Annotated in this window: 14 protein-coding genes and 1 pseudogene; 9 read left to right on the forward strand and 6 right to left on the reverse strand. The window is 65.4% G+C overall.

Translation table 11 applies throughout. The features are described from left to right. The first annotated feature begins 452 nt into the window (after positions 1 to 452). Genes CCS01_RS17425 through CCS01_RS17435 form a run of 3 tightly spaced genes read left to right on the forward strand, consistent with a single transcriptional unit; the run spans position 453 to position 3,969 of the window. Positions 453 to 1,982 carry a sugar ABC transporter ATP-binding protein gene (locus CCS01_RS17425; protein ID WP_104520050.1) on the forward strand — a complete coding sequence of 510 codons (1,530 nt, stop codon included), beginning with the start codon at positions 453 to 455 and terminating at the stop codon, positions 1,980 to 1,982. Continuing rightward, a complete protein-coding gene (locus CCS01_RS17430; RefSeq protein ID WP_104520051.1) occupies positions 1,979 to 3,004 on the forward strand; it encodes an ABC transporter permease subunit in 1,026 nt (341 codons plus the stop codon). Before CCS01_RS17425 ends, CCS01_RS17430 begins: the two co-directional genes overlap by 4 nt. 29 nt (positions 3,005 to 3,033) lie before the next feature. Further along, positions 3,034 to 3,969: an ABC transporter substrate-binding protein gene (locus CCS01_RS17435; protein ID WP_104520052.1), complete on the forward strand. Its 936-nt coding sequence runs from the start codon at positions 3,034 to 3,036 to the stop codon at positions 3,967 to 3,969. 402 nt (positions 3,970 to 4,371) lie between these two features. On the opposite strand, the gene CCS01_RS17440 is transcribed toward CCS01_RS17435, so the two are convergent. Then, positions 4,372 to 5,475 carry an LLM class flavin-dependent oxidoreductase gene (locus CCS01_RS17440; protein ID WP_104520053.1) on the reverse strand — a complete coding sequence of 368 codons (1,104 nt, stop codon included), beginning with the start codon at positions 5,473 to 5,475 and terminating at the stop codon, positions 4,372 to 4,374. 213 nt (positions 5,476 to 5,688) lie between these two features. Here CCS01_RS17440 and CCS01_RS17445 point away from each other — a divergent pair, with 213 nt between their 5' ends. The 3 genes from CCS01_RS17445 to CCS01_RS17460 all read left to right on the forward strand — a co-directional run bounded on the left by CCS01_RS17445 (position 5,689) and on the right by CCS01_RS17460 (position 8,902). Then, entirely contained in the window at positions 5,689 to 6,759 is a 1,071-nt protein-coding gene (locus CCS01_RS17445) for a tartrate dehydrogenase (protein ID WP_104520054.1), read from the forward strand. A 425-nt stretch (positions 6,760 to 7,184) separates the two neighbouring features. Continuing rightward, entirely contained in the window at positions 7,185 to 7,799 is a 615-nt protein-coding gene (locus CCS01_RS17450; RefSeq protein WP_104520055.1) for a class I SAM-dependent methyltransferase, read from the forward strand. A 368-nt stretch (positions 7,800 to 8,167) separates the two neighbouring features. After that, positions 8,168 to 8,902 (forward strand): DUF4396 domain-containing protein, encoded by a 735-nt coding sequence (locus tag CCS01_RS17460; RefSeq protein WP_104520057.1) that lies wholly within the window; start codon positions 8,168 to 8,170, stop codon positions 8,900 to 8,902. 237 nt (positions 8,903 to 9,139) lie between these two features. Here CCS01_RS17460 and CCS01_RS17465 read toward each other — a convergent pair whose 3' ends face one another. The 5 genes and pseudogenes from CCS01_RS17465 to CCS01_RS32950 form a co-directional block, all read right to left on the reverse strand. Continuing rightward, positions 9,140 to 10,117 (reverse strand): tocopherol cyclase family protein, encoded by a 978-nt coding sequence (locus CCS01_RS17465; protein WP_104520058.1) that lies wholly within the window; start codon positions 10,115 to 10,117, stop codon positions 9,140 to 9,142. A 268-nt stretch (positions 10,118 to 10,385) separates the two neighbouring features. After that, complete coding sequence (locus CCS01_RS36320) at positions 10,386 to 10,826, reverse strand: AAA-type ATPase lid domain-containing protein (RefSeq protein ID WP_456307606.1); 441 nt, start codon at positions 10,824 to 10,826, stop codon at positions 10,386 to 10,388. Positions 10,827 to 10,841: 15 nt separating this feature from the next. Further along, positions 10,842 to 11,538, reverse strand: a pseudogene (locus tag CCS01_RS36325) (sigma 54-interacting transcriptional regulator); the annotation flags it as partial. 10 nt (positions 11,539 to 11,548) lie between these two features. Further along, positions 11,549 to 12,052, reverse strand: a complete 504-nt coding sequence (locus tag CCS01_RS17480) for a GAF domain-containing protein (protein WP_338049988.1) — start codon at positions 12,050 to 12,052, stop codon at positions 11,549 to 11,551. 57 nt (positions 12,053 to 12,109) lie between these two features. Next, entirely contained in the window at positions 12,110 to 12,472 is a 363-nt protein-coding gene (locus CCS01_RS32950; protein WP_146101823.1) for a hypothetical protein, read from the reverse strand. A 276-nt stretch (positions 12,473 to 12,748) separates the two neighbouring features. Between CCS01_RS32950 and CCS01_RS17485 the strand changes: the two genes are divergently transcribed. The 3 genes from CCS01_RS17485 to CCS01_RS17495 all read left to right on the forward strand — a co-directional run bounded on the left by CCS01_RS17485 (position 12,749) and on the right by CCS01_RS17495 (position 15,260). Continuing rightward, positions 12,749 to 13,888 carry an NAD(P)-dependent alcohol dehydrogenase gene (locus CCS01_RS17485; RefSeq protein ID WP_104520062.1) on the forward strand — a complete coding sequence of 380 codons (1,140 nt, stop codon included), beginning with the start codon at positions 12,749 to 12,751 and terminating at the stop codon, positions 13,886 to 13,888. Positions 13,889 to 14,031: 143 nt separating this feature from the next. Beyond that, positions 14,032 to 15,039 (forward strand): WD40 repeat domain-containing protein, encoded by a 1,008-nt coding sequence (locus tag CCS01_RS17490; protein ID WP_158258458.1) that lies wholly within the window; start codon positions 14,032 to 14,034, stop codon positions 15,037 to 15,039. Further along, entirely contained in the window at positions 15,036 to 15,260 is a 225-nt protein-coding gene (locus CCS01_RS17495; protein ID WP_104520064.1) for a hypothetical protein, read from the forward strand. The genes CCS01_RS17490 and CCS01_RS17495 overlap by 4 nt, the downstream gene beginning before the upstream one ends. The last annotated feature ends 258 nt before the right edge of the window (positions 15,261 to 15,518 follow it).

Below are 15,518 nucleotides of genomic sequence, written 5' to 3' on the forward strand. Positions count from 1 at the left end.
GTGGAACTCCGTGTTCGCTTGATTGCCGCCGGTGAAACCCGCACCGGCCATGACGGCATGGGTCGCAGCCGCGGCGGACCGTTTCCAGGATCTGTGCATCCTGTAGGGACACGCCCGGCCGTGACGGAGGGAAGACGACCTCGCACCATGGCTTGCCGCAGCTCGGTTCCGTCCCTTTTTATGAAATATTTCGTCACCCGCAACCCCAACGGCCGGCCGCCGGAACCGCCCGTACGGGCCATTTCGCCGGTCACCGCGTCTTATGTTGACAGATGCGGCCGCTGCCATAACTGTCGAAGATTGAAACTACGAATCCGGCGGATCAACCGTCAACCAGGGGAGCGTCCGGCCATGCCGCTTTCGCAGGCTGTTCAACGAACCGCATCCGCAACAACATTCGTGCGGGAGATCGCGCCGCCACAACCCCTCGGCGCCGATCGGGAGTGCATCGCATGACCGCGCCCGATGTCAGGCCCATCCTGCAGATGCAGCACGTGTCAAAGACATTCCCCGGCGTCAAGGCGCTGCGGGACGTGCAGCTCACCATCTATCCCGGCGAGGTGCACGCACTGATGGGCGAGAACGGCGCCGGCAAGTCAACGCTGATGAAGATCCTCTCCGGCGCCTACACCCCGGACCCCGGCGCGGAGATCCTCATCGACGGCAAGCCGGTCCACATCACCGGGCCGCTGTCCGCCAAGGAACACGGCATCGCCATCATCTACCAGGAACTGGCGCTGTCGCCCAACCTGACGGTGGCCGAGAACATCTATCTCGGCCGCGAGGCGCACCGCGGCGGGCGCATCGATCGCGCGGCCATGGCCGCGGGCTGCGCCGACATCCTGCAAAGTCTGGGCGCCACCTTCGGTCCCCGCACCGTCGTCGGCGACCTGTCGATCGCCGAGCAGCAGATGGTCGAGGTCGCCCGCGCCGTGCACCAGAAATCCCGCATCCTGGTGATGGACGAGCCGACGACCGCGCTGTCCAGCCGCGAGACCGAGCGGCTGTTCCAGGTGATCCGCCGCCTGAAGGCCGAGGGCCTGGCTATCATCTACATCTCCCACCGCATGGGCGAGGTGTACGAACTGGCCGAGCGGGTTTCGGTGCTGCGCGACGGCGGCTATGTCGGCACGCTCGACCGCCACGAAGTCGCCCCCGAGGCCATCGTCCGCATGATGGTCGGCCGCGACCTGTCATCCTTCTACAAGAAGGAACACCGCCCCGCCGGCGCCCGCACGCCGGTGCTGGAGGTCGCCGACATGGCCGACGGCCACCGCGTCCGCCGCGCCGGCTTCACGCTGCATGCCGGGGAGGTGCTGGGCCTCGCCGGCCTCGTCGGCGCCGGCCGCACCGAACTGGCGCGGCTGATCTACGGCGCCGAGCCGCGCACCGCGGGAACGGTGAAGCTGCTGGGCCAGCCGGTCGCGTTCGCCTCCCCCGGCGAGGCGATCGACGCCGGCGTGGTGTACCTGACCGAGGACCGCAAGGCGCAGGGCCTGTTCCTCGATATGTCCGTCGGCGGCAACATCAACCTGGGCGTCATCGGCCGCGACGCGAAGGCGCTCGGCTGGCTGGACCGCGCCCGCGCCCGCGCCCGCTCGCGCGCCGCGATCAAGGCGCTGAACATCCGCGTCCCCGGGCCGGAGATCACCGTCGGCGCGCTGTCCGGCGGCAACCAGCAGAAGGTGCTGCTGTCGCGCCTGCTGGAGACCGAGCCGAAAGTCCTGATCCTGGACGAGCCGACACGCGGCGTCGACATCGGCGCCAAGTCGGAGATCTACCGCATCATCGACGACCTCGCGCAACGCGGCGCCGCGGTGCTGGTGATCAGCTCCGACCTGCCCGAGATCGTCGGCATCGCCGATCGCGTGGTGGTGATGCGCGAGGGGGTGACGACCGGGGAGGTCGCCGGCCACGACATCACCGAGGAAAGCATCATGGCCCTGGCAACGGGCGTGGCGATCGAAAAGGTGGCGGCATGAGCGACATCACCACTGACGACGTGAAGCCGGCGAAGCTGCAGCTCCGCAAGGCGCAGATGCGGTCCTTCGTCCGGGCCATCGGCATGCTGCCGGTGCTGATCATCCTGGGCATCCTGATCCAGGCGGCCTGTGTCTATTTCACCGGCGAGGGCCGGTTCTTGACCTGGCAGAACATGTCGATCGTCGCGCAGCAGGCGTCGATCAACGCGGTGCTGGGCGCCGGCATGACCTTCGTCATCCTGACCGGCGGCATCGACCTGTCCGTCGGCTCGATCCTGGCGGCCTCGGCGGTGACGGGCCTGCTGGTGTCGTTGAATTTCGGCGACCTGGGCATCCTGGCCGCGCTGCTGATGGGCGGGGCCATCGGCCTGGTCAACGGCGCGCTAATCGCCTTCCTGCGGCTGCCGCCGTTCATCGTCACGCTGGGGTCGCTGACCGCGGTGCGCGGCTTCGCGCGGCTGCTGGGCAGCGACACCACGGTGTTCAACGCGGACCTGCCGTTTGCCTTCATCGGCAACAGCTCGCTGTCGTTCGGCAACCTCTTTTCGATACCGTGGCTGGTGGTGATCGCCTTCCTGGTGATCCTGGCGTCCTGGCTGGTGCTGCGCCGCACGGTGCTGGGCGTGCACGTCTATGCCGTCGGCGGCAACGAGGCGGCGGCGCGGCTGTCGGGGATCAAGGTCTGGGCGGTGCTGCTGTTCGTCTATGGCATCTCCGGTTTGCTGGCCGGCCTGGGCGGGGTGATGCAGGCGGCCCGGCTGTATGCCGCCAACGGGTTGCAGCTTGGCCAATCCTATGAACTGGACGCGATCGCCGCGGTGATCCTGGGCGGCACCAGCTTCGTCGGCGGCATCGGCAGCATCTGGGGCACGCTGATCGGGGCGCTGATCATCGCAGTGCTGACCAACGGGCTGATCCTGCTGGGCGTCACCGACATCTGGCAGTACATCGCCAAGGGCGCGGTGATCATCGGCGCCGTGGCGCTCGACCGCTACCGGCTGCGCGGCTCGGCTCGGACATAAGAAACGTCAACCAAGGGAACGAGGAAACCATGCTGAAGACAATCCTGCTGGCCGGCGCCGCGCTGGTCATCGGCACCAGTGTCGCCGCCGCCAAGGAATTGAAGGCGATCGGGATTTCCGTGGGCTCGATGGGCAATCCGTTCTTCGTGGCGCTGGCCAAGGGCGCAACGTTCGAGGCGAAGAAGACCAACCCGAACGTCAAGGTGACGGCCGTCGGCTTCGACTACGACCTGGGCAAGCAGAACACGCAGATCGACAATTTCATCGCCGCCGGGGTTGACCTGATCCTGCTGAATCCCGGCGATCCCAAGGCGATCGAGCCGGCGGTGAAACGGGCGCAGGCGGCCGGCATCATCGTCGTTGCGGTCGATACCGCCGTGCAGGGCGCGAACGCCACGGTCGAGACCAACAACGTCCAGGCGGGGACGATCTCCTGCCAGTACCTGATCGACAAGATGGGCGACAAGGGCAACATGATCATCCTGAACGGCCCGCAGGTGTCCTCGGTGATCGAGCGGGTGAACGGCTGCAAGGACGTCATCAGCAAGCACCCCAAGGTCAAGCTGCTGTCGTCGGACCAGGATGCCAAGGGCTCGCGCGAAGGCGGGCTGGCGGTGATGCAGTCGCTGCTGACGCGCTTCCCGACGGTTGACGGGGTGTTCGCGATCAACGACCCGACCGCCATCGGCGCCGAACTGGCGGCGCGGCAGATGCACCGCACGAATTTCCCGATCACCTCGGTGGACGGCGCGCCGGATGCCGAGGCCGCGCTGAAGGACCCGCACGCCAAGCAGTTCGTCGCCACCGCCAGCCAGGACCCGTTCCTGATGGCGCGGCTGGCGGTGCAGGAGGGCGTGGGGCTGCTGAACGGCAAGAAGCCGGCGAAGGACCTGCTGCTGATGGACAGCAAGCTGGTGACGCGGGAAAACGTGGGCGAGTACAAGGGCTGGACATCGACGCACTGACGGGGGCGGTCGTCTCTCCATCGTCATGGCCATCCGCGCTGCAACCGCGGGGGGTGGGCGGCCGGGACCCACCCGGCCACGACGGAGGAGCAACGGCCTCGCCCATTTTCCGCCGTCACGCTGCCGGCGCCGCCGGCTGGCTGACTCCGTGGCCCTTCGCGGCCCTCGTTCTTTCTCCGTGTTAAAATGCAGTACTGAAACAAAGAACGGCGCTGCAGGTGATTCCTGACCCCCAGCCGCCGGTGGGGGCGGCGGGCACCGCGCTCAACACAAAGGCCGCGTCGCGGTCGCGATGCCCGGATCACGGCCGTTTCTGCCCCGTCATGGCTGGCTTGGCCGCATGACGGGAACAGACGCCGTGCCGTGTTCGCCCGCCATGACGGGACGCAACAGCCTGCCGCTCTACTCGGCCGCCTGGCGCGGCGCCGCCGGGGCGCCCCACTCGCGGATCACCGGCAGCACCTCCTTGGCGAACAGGCGCAGCGAGCGCTCGCTGACCTCATACGGCGAGCCGCCGAAGCGGACGGCGGTGAGGCAGCCGACGTCGCCGATATCGGCGCGCAGCGCCTCCAGCTTGCGCAGGATCTGGTCCGGCGTGCCCCACAGCTGCTGGTTCACGTAGCCCTTCACCATCTCTTCCAGTCCCGCCGCGCGCATCGCCTCGGCGCCGACGCCGTATTCGGCATAGCCCTTCGTCTTCGCGAAGTGGTCGCTCATCATTTCATAATGATGTACGATCGAGTGGAAGTACACCGCGCAGTATTTCTCGGCATTCTCCTTCGCCCGCGCCGCGTCGCCGTCGCAGACGGTCATCAGCGCCAGCAGCGGCGGCTTCGGCGCCTTGCCGTACTGCTTCTGGAACGTTGCGCGGTAGCTGTCGAACTCCGCCCTGTGCACCTCGTTCGGCTTGTAGAAGAACGACATCATCTGCACGCCGAGCCGTGCCGCGACGTCGATGGAATCGCTGCTCATCGCCACCTGCGCGGTGCGGTCGCGGAAGCTCTTGAACGGGCGCGGCTGCAGCGGGGCGCGCGGCTGGTCGAAGAAGCGGCCGTGGTGCTCCTCCATCACGCCGGTTTCCAGCGCGTCCAGGATCATCGGCGCCATTTCGTCGAAGCGCTCGCGCGATTCCTCCATGGCGACGCCGAACTGGCCGAATTCCCGCCGCGACAGGCCGCGGCCGAGGCCGAGGATCAGGCGGCCCTCGCTGAGCGTATCCAGCAGCGCGGCCTTTTCCGCCACGCGCAGCGGCTGGATGTTCCACGGCAGGATGACGGCGCCGGTGGCCAGGCGGATCTGCTTCGTCCGCGCCGCGATGTTGGCGAGGTAGACGAAGTTATCAGGGCAGAACGAATAGTCTTCGAAATGGTGCTCGACGACCCAGACATGCTCGTAGCCGAGTTCGTCGGCCAGCACCGCCTGGCGCACTTCCTCGTCGTAGATCTGCTGGTCGCTGACCCCTTGCAGGCCGAAACCCGCCATGATCTGGACAATCCCAACTTCCATGACATCCTCCTGTTCACTGCCGTGACTTTTTGCCACGTGCTTCGACCCGGACGGCCGATGGCAGACCGCGTCATCCGACGTCCTAGCACAGCCGTCGGGAAAACGAGAACCCGTCAGGCGATTTTCAGGCACATCGCGGGCCGGGAGGCGGCTCTTGGCGGCGGCGGGCGGAGCGTTTATCCCTGGAGCACGCCCGGAAAAGGAATCCGCTCGATGACGCGTACCCACCGTATCGCAGTGCTGCCCGGCGATGGCATCGGCAAGGAAACGGTGCCGGAATCGCTGAAGGTGCTCGACGCCGCCGCCCGGCGCTTCGGTTTCGACCTGACCCTGACGCACTACGACTGGTCGTGCGAGACCTACAGGCAGACCGGGCGGATGATGCCGGCGGACGGGCTGGATCAACTGGCGCAATCGGATTCGATCCTGCTGGGCGCCGTCGGCTGGCCGGGCGTGGCCGATCATGTCTCGCTGTGGGGCCTGCTGATCCCGATCCGCCGCGGCTTCGACCAGTATGCCAACGTGCGTCCCTGCAAGCTGATGCCGGGCGTGCGCACGCCGCTGGCGGATCGCACCGAGGCGGATATCGATTTCTACGTGGTGCGGGAAAACACCGAGGGCGAGTATTCCGCCGTCGGCGGCCGCATGTTCGAGGGCACCGACCGCGAGTTCGTCACCCAGCAGAGCGTGTTCACCCGCCAGGGCACCGACCGGATCCTGAAATACGCGTTCAACCTGGCCATGACCCGGCCGAAGAAGCACGTGACGTCGGCAACGAAATCAAACGGCATCATCCACACCATGCCGTACTGGGACGAGCGCTTCGCGGCGATGGCGCAGCAGTATCCGGATGTCCGCACCGACCAGTACCACATCGACATCCTGTGCGCGCATTTCGTGCAGCACCCGGACTGGTTCGATGTTGTTGTGGGATCGAACCTGTTCGGCGACATCCTGTCCGACCTCGGCCCGGCGGTGGCGGGGTCGATCGGCATCGCGCCGTCGGCCAACATCAATCCGGAGCGCCGGTTCCCCTCGATGTTCGAGCCGGTGCACGGCTCCGCGCCCGATATCGCGGGAAAGTTCATCTGCAACCCCATCGGCCAGATCTGGTCCGCCGCGCTGATGCTGGAGCACCTGGGGGAGGCCGAGGCCGGCCGGACGATCGTTGCGGCGATCGAGACGCTGCTGCGCGAAAGCGGCCCGAAGACCCGCGACATGGGCGGCCAGGCGGGCACGGCGGACGTGGGCACTGCGATTGCCGAACTGGTCGCGGCCCGGTAGCGACGCTTCGCCGCCTGCCCGAATGCGCTGACGGTGGCTACATGCTCTGGATTCTGTGCCTGGACGAGGCAACGCCTCCGCAAGCCGCAGGCAGGTTGGGGCGCACGGCTGGCCTGTCTTCACCGTCATGGTCCGTACAACGAGCCGGGCCATAACGGTGTGGGAACGGCTCGCGCCGCCAACGCCGCGGCCCGTTACCATCTGGGCGGAACCCTGACGGGTCAGAGGCGACATCATGGCTCCACTGCCACGCCGCCACGGGCTATCGCCGTCGATCCGGCACGGTCGTCTCAACCTGCTTGCGATTTGCCATGGTCATCGCCCGGCCCTATCTCCGGTGGCTGCCACGGCTACCGCCGACCATCGTGCGAGTGCATGGCATCGCGGCGTTGCTGAAATACCCGCTGTCCGGGGGCTGAGGCACGATGAATCTGTATGACCGTTTCATCCTCCCGCGGCTCGTGGCGCTCGCCATGCGGAACCGGGCACTGGTACCGTTCCGCCAGCGAATTGGGGCCGCCGCTGCCGGGCGCGTGCTGGAACTCGGCATCGGGACAGGGTTGAACCTCGGCTTCTATGGGGCCGGGGTGACCACGGTGGTCGGGATCGATCCGTCGCCCGCGCTGCTCCGCATGGCGCAGGGCCGCGTCCAGGGCGCGCGGGTCCCGGTCGAACTCCTCGAAGCGACGGGCGAGCGCCTGCCTGTCGCGGACCACAGCGTCGACACCGTCGTGACCACCTGGACCCTGTGCAGTGTCGCAGATCCGGCCCAGGCGCTGCGGGAGGCGCGCCGTGTCCTGCGGCCGGGTGGCGCGCTGCTCTTCGTCGAGCACGGCCTCGCGCCGGACGCCAGTGTCCGGTGGTGGCAGGATCGGCTGACGCCTGCCTGGCAGCGCATCGGCGGCGGCTGCCATTTGAACCGCAAGCCGGACGCGCTGATCCAGGCGGCCGGGTTCCGGATCGAAGGCCTCGCCACGGGCTACGTGCCTGGCCCCAGGCCGCTGACCTTCATGTTCGAGGGTATGGCACGGCCGGAGTAGCGGGCCGCCCCGGCGCAACCGGAGCCCGCTATCCGCATTGAAGCTTCCAGGCGGTGATGGAGGCGGATCTCACCTTGCGCGGGATGACGGGACCTGTGCGGATTGCTCTGGCGGCAGCGCTCCTGCTTGCCCGCGCCGCGCTGGGCTTTGCGGCCGGATGCCCGCCGGCGTTAGCCGCCCTTCATGACGTTTCGGCGATCGCCGGCACCGGCGGCAAGCCAGCGGTGCCGCCGCCTCCCATCTGAGCCGGACCTGCTGGCACCCGGGGCGCCGGAACGCTGCGCACCCGCGGCGACACCGGCTGCCCGCGCCTTGCGGCGGCACCCATCAAGCCGGGACGCCGCCGCGGATCATGCAAAGGAAGCACGATGACACCGTTGTGGCTGCATAACCTCTCGATCGCGTATCTCGCGTTCGGCGCCGCCTGCGCCATCATCATCGCGATCGACGAGATCCGGCATCCCCAGCACATGGGGATCATGAACGTGGTCTGGCCGGTGACGGCGCTGTTCGGCACCGCCTGGGTCCTGTGGCAATACTTCACCTACGGCCGCCTCGCGACGCACGCCAGGATGCATCCCGCCATGGAGAACGACGAGACGCCGCCGAACAAGCGCCTGACGCCATTCCCCATTATGGTCGGCAATGCCGCCCTGCACTGCGGCAGCGGCTGCACCCTGGGCGACATCTGCGCCGAGTGGCTGGTCTTCGGCTTTCCCGCCATCGCCGTCGCCTTTGGCTGGCAAAGCATCTTCCGCCACCGGATCTTCGCCGTCTGGATCGTGGACTACCTGTTCGCCTATGCGTTCGGGATCGTCTTCCAGTATTTCACCATCGCACCGATGCGCGGCCTGTCCTTCGGCAAGGGGATCTGGGCGGCGGTGAAGGCCGACACGCTGTCGTTGACGGCCTGGCAGGTTGGCATGTACGGCTTCATGGCCATCGCCTATTTCGTCATTTTCCGCATCGGCTTCGGCGCGAATCTTGAAACGGACACGCCCGAATTCTGGTTCATGATGCAGATCGCCATGATGTTCGGCTTCGCCACCGCCTATCCGGTGAACTGGTGGCTACTGCGCAGCGGCATCAAGGAGCCGATGTAGCGGCCTGCCTGGCCGGCGTCTGTTGGCGCGGGTGAGCGCGCCCGGTGCGATGGTGAGCCGTGCCGATCGGCATCGCGCCCGGGATCATACCTTACGGGATGCACACATTTCGGAAACAAACGGGAATTCAGAGGCTTGCGCGGCGGCGGGGCACGTTCCCCGCGCGTCGTGGCCCGGATAAGCCGCATAGGCGCCGATTTTGGGGCCGACCGCAAATAACGGCCGCATGTGACGCATTCATCGAAAGCCCCGATCGTTTTCCTCCCGGACGACCAGGCTCTGTTCGGGCAGGTTCAGCAGGTGGGTGAAGTTCCACTCCCACAGGGCACCTTGGTAACGCAAAGCGATCAGAAGCTTGTCTTTCCCGACGGCCCAGCCATAGATCCTCGGCGTGCCGCCGCCGCCGTCCAGGCTTGTCAATGGCACAACCCGGCCGGTGATCTTGCTGACAAAATCGTTGCAGCTGAGCCAGTACCACGGTTCTGTATAGTCGCGTCCCCAGTTCTTGTCCTGGTAACCATACGAACTGTCAGGTTCGACATCGTAGACGGTATCATTCCATGTCACGGTTCCCGCGTATCGGGTCCGCATACCCCGCACGTGCCATTGCATATCGAACGCACCACGCCATTGAAAGAGTCGTCCGCCCAGAAAGCCAACATCATAATGCAGCACCTTCTCGGCCCGCAGGTTCCAGGCCATGTGCTGCGGTGGGCCGGTGTCGTCGGCCCGGCCGTTGATTTCCCCGTGGAGTTCGGTGTCGGTTGCCCAGTTCGATCCAAGGTGGACATCCATGATTTCGCGTGATGCCGTGAAGGCGCTGACAGGAAACAGCGCCTCGAGCACGGCTTTGTGCTCGCCCCATGTTCCGGCCATCAGCTTCGCATATGACGGGCGGCGGCCGCCACCACCCGGCACGACATCCGATTGCCCCAACCCTGGATTGATGACGAAATATTCTATAAACAAAGGTCGAAGCGATCCGTCTGCCCGGGAGCGGGCTACGAACGAATGCCACCACCATTCGTAGCCATTACTGAAATACGGCGTGTTCGGGAGTTGATAAGCGTTACGATCGTCGTTGAACAGGGCCAGAACCGCGATGAACCCAACAAACACGGTCGTCAGCGCCAGACCGCCGGTAACAGTGCGCCCTCTCTTCACGATCCAATTGAGATATCTTCGAGAAGGCGAAAACATCTTGCTTGTCCACATGGCTGCTGAACCCGTTGTCTGTATTCCGGATTGATGTCGTCCAGGATACGGGGGTGCTGCGCAGCCTGTTGTTCACGAGTTGCGGTGCATAACGGAAAATGAGAGCAAAGCGCCGATCGTCATTGGACCTTATTCTGGATCGGAGAGTATGGCCTCGATGCCATCGCCGATATCCAGATCATCCGCCATCACGTCTCTGTATTTTTATCGAAACAGATGCGGCGGGACGCGAAATGCACGTTGAGACGGGACAAATGCCGTGCATGTCCTATTCGGTCAGTGCCGCCGCGTGGCGCTGACACAGATCAGGCGGCAGGGCGCGATACACGGTATTGCGGGAAACCCCCGGGCGACGGGCAGTCTCGCTGATGTTGCCTGCCGTTTCCCCATGCACCGCACGGATGCGGTCGGTCGCGACGGCGCGCAACGAGCATTCATGGGCCTGTTCGGCCGATCCGGCGCCGGGTTCGGGCACCATGAAGGCATTGATCGTGCCTGTCGCCTCGATCAACGTCAGGCGGGTCAGGACTGCTTTCAGTTCGCGGATGTTGCCAGGCCAGGCATGACGGCGCAGGGCGGCAACGGCGTCGTCGTCGATCTGCCATTCCGGCGCGATGCCATGCAGAAGCTCTTGCACGATCGCGGGAAAATCTGCCCTGGCCGGCAGCGGAGGCAAGGCGATCTCCTCGATGCCCAGCCGGTACAGCAAGTCGGCGCGGAACCGGCCGGCCTGAACCGCGGCGGCCAGATCGAGATTCGTTGCGGCGATGAGCAGGACATCCACCTGCCGGCACTTGCCGCCGCCGACCGGACGGACCGACCAGTCATCCAGCAGGCGGAGCAGCACGGCCTGCAGCGGCGGCTTCATTTCCCCGATCTCGTCCAGGAAAAGGGTCCCGCCGTCAGCCTCCTGCACCAGGCCCGGAGTACCGCCCCGCCGCGCGCCGGAAGGCGCCGTCTGCATGGCCGAAGATCTCGGCCTCGGCGAGCGTTTCCGCCAGCGCGACGCAATTGACCGGGACGAACGCGCCTTTCCTGCCGCTGGCCGCATGCGCCAGGCGGACGAACCGTTCTTTCCCCGTACCGGTCTTTCCGGTCAGCAGAATCGGCAGCTTGCGCTGCGCGGCCTTCTCGAGGGTACGCAGCCCGGACTCGACGCCAGGATCGTCGGCAACGAAGCCAGCCGGCGGGCGTGGGCGCTCCGGCGCCCTGACCGTGACGGACGGCACAACGCGCACGTTTTCCAGTCGGGCTGCGAACACGCTGCCTACCCGGTCTTCCAGGCGCACTGGCGCATTGTCGCATGCGGCGCGCAGCAGATCGGCGATACAGACGTTGAAAAGATCCTCGATACGCCGGCCACGGCTCACGGGCAGGCCCTGCAACAGGTACCGCGCCCTGGTATTGGCGGCAAGTATCATGCCGCCGGGGTCAACGGCCAGAAGACCAGCGCTGAGGGTGCAGGTACTCCGGGCGGCTGTGCAGGACGATCAGCACCTCGGAGCGGTGACATTCCCGGAACAAGCCGCTTTCGATCTGTGTTGCTGCCATTGAAACAAGCGCGCGAGTATGCTGCTGGCGGGAGCGGCAATCCGACGATGCGTCCAGCACTCCGGCCAGGACGCCTTGGGCATCGAACACTGGCGCCGCTATGCATGTCAGCGCGCCGTGTTGCGCAAAGAAGTGCTCGGCACCGTGCACCATTAGCGGTGTGCCCGTGTGGGCGACGGTTCCAAGGGCGTTGGTGCCGCAACTTGCTTCGGTCCAGATCGTCCCCGGACGGATGCTGCTGGCCGCGGCGGTGTCGCCGAAGCTTTGGTCTGTAATGGTATCAAGCAGGATCCCATCAGCGCCGGCGAACGCGATCATGAAGTTGCTGCCGGCGATCTGGTGGTAGAGGTTCTCCATCTCGCATTGCGCGAGGCGACGAAGCAGATCGCGGCGCTGCCTGGCCTCGCGAAGGGTGGCATCGTCCTCAGGTCTCCCCTCATATTAAGTCGGCGAATTCAGTTGGTTAGCTCGGACCGGCTGAAACGAAAAGACAGACGTGTTGACGCGTTGCAGGGCACGGCGCGATGTAGACGCGAGTTGTTGCTTGGGCTGATAAGCAACGAGGCTGGGCTGACCAAGCGCAGTTGGCCGTGTCCAATTTGGCCCGTAACCAAAAATGAGGGGAGACCTGAGGGCATCGTCAACGACGATCTGCGGCGGCGGCTTGCGCGGGTCCAGCCCTGCGGCAAGACAGCGTATCCAGCTTTCGGCGATTGGCGGCGGCAGCAAAGACGCCGCGGCCACACCCTGCCGCTCCAGCATTCTGCGGGCGCGCAGCAACCGATCTTCAGCCGAGATATGCATCGCGGCTCCTCCCTGGTTTCAATGTGGATCTGACGTCCGATTTTTCGAGCCCGCGGTTAGATCACGCTTTCCCTCACGCACGGTGTGAACTCTGCGTGTGTTCAGAATTGGTACACCCGGTTGTCGATGATGCTCCGTGACGCAACAACACAGCAAAATAAAAGCAAGCTGTGACGGGGCTTTGCCAGTGGCATGACAGTTGCAAACGTTCCCATGCGTTTTCATACGTTCCCATAGCCGCGCAGACGGCACGATCAGGACGGGAGGAGGAAAAGCATGAAAGCAGCGGTGCTGCATGCGTTCGACGAGTCGCTCAGCGGCACGGAATTCGTCCGCTACGAGGATGTGGCGGACCCCCGGATCGCGAAACCGACGGATGTTATCGTGCGCATCGGCGGGGCCGGTGTGTGCCGCACCGACCTGCACATTATCGAGGGGATCTGGCGCAGCAAGGTGGATGTCCAGCTGCCCTACATCATGGCCCCCGAAAACGCCGGCTGGGTCGAGGAGATCGGCAAGGGCGTGGAGAGCGTCAAGGTCGGCGACGCGGTGATCTGCCGTCCTCTGGTCACCAGCGGTCATTGCCTTGCCTGCCGCCGTGGCGACGACATGCACGCGACAGACAGCCGCTTCCCCGGCATCAACGCGAACGGCGGCTACGCACAGTACCTTGCCACCGGGGAACGCAGCCTGATCAAGCTGCCGAAATCACTCGCGCCGAAGGATGTCGCGCCCTACACGGATGCCGGGCTGACCGCGTGCCGCGCGGCGAAAAAGGCATCGCGTCACCCGCTGCCCGGCGAGTACGCCGTTTGCATCGGTGCGGGCGGGCTGGGCCATATCGGCATCCAGGCATTGCGGGCTTTGTGCGCGGCCGAAATCATCGTGGTTGACCGGTCCGATGCGGCCCTGGCCCTGGCCAGGGAATGCGGCGCCCACCACGTGGTGAAGGGCGACGGAAATGCCGTGGAAAACGTTCTGCAAATCACCAAGGGAAACGGCGCGGCGGCCGAGGGACTGACGATGACCCGCAACGCCGGATATTACTACATCGTCGGATACGGCGGAAAGATCGATCTGCCGACGATCGACATGATTACCTCTGAAAAAACCATCATCGGCAATCTGGTCGGCACCTATCCCGAATTGGTCGAACTGATGGCGCTGGCTGATCGTGGCCTGGTCCATCTTGCCACCAAGGAGTACCGGCTGAGCGAGGCCAACCAGGCCCTGCATGACCTGCATAACCCATCTTATTCACGGCAATGGCCCACTGTAGCCAACATCGTAGGAATCCCAGGGGTTTCGTCCTTTTGGGCTGTGGCAAGAACCCGCGATAAGGTAATCGCCCGCAAATTCATGATTCAAAAAGGCTTTCCGTCAATTCCCGACTCACCCGTGAATAAGATGGGATAACGGCAAGGTCAAGGGCAGGGCGGTCCTGGTGCCGTGACAATGATGACGTTTCTTCAAAGGACCGGCCTGTGACCGACCCGGAGTCGTCCCCGTCGCGCCCTCTGCTGGACATGCTGGGTGGACGCTGGCGCGTCGGCTCGGCTGTGCTGGCGGTTGCCTGGGATCGCCGGACCCGGGTTGCCGGCTTCGGGCTGGCGGACGGAACTGTCGCGCTGGTCCATCCTGCCTGGGACGGTGGCCCGACGGTGAAACGTCGTGACGCAGGCAATGTGGAACTGGTTCCGGCCAGCGTGCCCGTGCCGCCGGACGCCAGGGCGAAGGCGCACAGCGGCACCTGCGACGTGATCGCCCCGGACCCTGATGGTGGCTTCCTGACCGGTGGCTCGGACGGGCGGGTAGCCCGCGTGCGCCTGGATGGCGAGATGCGGGCGCTTGATTACTTTGATGGGCCCGTAACGATGTTGGCCGCGGGGCCGGGCCAATGGCGCGCCTGTGCGATTCGCGACACCGTGCACCGGATTGGCGGGGCGGTGCCGCGGATTTCGCTGCCCGGAGCAGTATCAGCGCTGGCGCTGCATCCGGCGGGCGCCGAACTGGCGATCGGCCACCCGGCTGGCGTCACCCTGTGGGCGGGCGGCGCAAGCCCGCGCCTTCGTCCGATGCCGGGCCAGGTCGATGGCTTGTGCTGGGGCGGTGACCAGGACACCCTTGTGGCCACGACCCTGGACGGCTTGATGCGCGCCTGGCACGAAGGACAGGTCTGCGACATGAGGCTGGAGAACGGTGCTGCGTGCCAGGCGCCGCTCGCCGGGGATGGTTTCGTAGCCGGACGCGAAGGCCGGCTTGCACGGTGGCTGCCCCCCGAATCGGCGATGCAGCCGTTTGGTTTAAGAAACCAGTCCTCTGTCACCCACCTTGCGGGCCATCCGCGCCGCCCGCTGATGGTGGCGGGATATGCCAACGGCACGGTAGCGCTGTTTCAGCCAAACACCGAAGGCCTGCTGCTGATCCTTGCACCGGCCGAAGGGGCGGTCAGTGCGTTGGCGTTCTCTCCGGACGGGGACTGCCTGGCAGTCGGAACCGATGACGGCGACATTGGCGCGCTTTCGCTGCCCGGCGCGCTGTTCAGGGAACAGGCGAGGCGCGAATGAGAGAGGAAGACACATCCAAGGACCGCCTCTTTGAGCGTGTCGGCGAGATTGCCGAGGAAATGATTGCGGCGCACGGCAAGGAATTCGCCACGGGTACACTGATTCTGGCGGCGCGCTTCATCGCGGAAGGCAAGCCGCTGGTCAGGCGCAGGGCAGAGAACGAACGTTCATGCCTGACACAGCCTGCAACATGTGTCACATCCCGCCGTTGCAAAATGTGACGTTTTACTTCCGTGAATTTGAGTATTACCGCGAATCCTCAAAAAGTATTCTAGCGTGCTTGCGATATCACTGTCTAGATCGTGGTTTGCTGGCTTAGTAAATATCCCCCGGCAGAGCCGGGGGCTTTATGGTGTTGGCCGCTCAAAGCGGCCGGGCGGGTCGCTGACGCGGCCCGTTGAGTGTGAGCCGCTCAAAGCGGCAAGCGGGACCGCTAACGCGGTCCCGGGTTCAGTTGGCCACTAAAGTGGCCGGTTCAG

The organism is Rhodopila globiformis, assembly GCF_002937115.1.
Classification (GTDB): Bacteria; Pseudomonadota; Alphaproteobacteria; order Acetobacterales; family Acetobacteraceae; genus Rhodopila; species Rhodopila globiformis.